Genomic DNA, 800 nt, shown 5'->3' with positions numbered 1-800 from the left:
TGACTGCAATATCCTTAGCTAGATCAAATTTTATATTATTATTATCTTTGCCTTTGCTAATTTGAAGATTTGTACTTCCAGCGGAAAAATCTACCGCGCTGTCCATGATAACGGTCTTATCATCCTTACCCCCAACAGATAGTTTCCAACCACCATTTCTTACGACACTTTCTAAGTCTTTTAACTGTACAACATTTACTGCATCAGTAGGCTCACTACCAGCCGCTACTCCGATAATTTGTCGTGTTTGTGGATTATCAGCACCATCATAACCAACACTCACAGCTCCCAGCGTACTTTTCCACTGAGATGTGCCATTTGTTGCAACCCCATCCTTTAAAGAAGGAGCATAACCTAAAAGACCAGCAGCCCGATCAGCGACAGAATCATTCCCTATAGCGACGCCTCCCTCCACTGTTGCTTTCGAATAAAAACCAAAAGCCGTAGCATTCTTTGCTGTTGCGTATGCACGATGACCAACAGCAGTCGAACCATAGCCCAAAGCCTTAGAAACAGCACCCACAGCCGTTGAATAATCACTCCCCGCAGTTGTATGATCGTCTGGTCCAACCGATTCATTATATTCGGAACCTATCGCGATGCTGTCTTTGCCTAAAGCATGAGCCATGTAGCCTATAGCAATGCTATCCACTTCATTTGATACCCAGGCTTGATAACCTAGAGCAATACCACGCTCCCCCCCCTTATCCACCTGTGCCTGAGAACCTATAGCTATCGAATGCTGACTAAACGCATTTGCCTGATTACCTATAGCAATACCATACAGCGCCTCCTTTGTT

1 pseudogene is annotated in these 800 nt (G+C 44.5%); it reads right to left on the bottom strand.

What is annotated here, in order from left to right:
- Positions 1-800: pseudogene (locus tag ACFIL8_RS11505) on the bottom strand (hypothetical protein); the annotation flags it as partial.

Origin of the sequence: Bartonella sp. AP57NXGY (assembly GCF_042195805.1) — a bacterium.
In the GTDB taxonomy this organism is placed as follows: domain Bacteria; phylum Pseudomonadota; class Alphaproteobacteria; order Rhizobiales; family Rhizobiaceae; genus Bartonella.
Note: the sequence above shows the minus strand (reverse complement) of the source record. Positions and strands in the feature narration are given on the sequence as shown.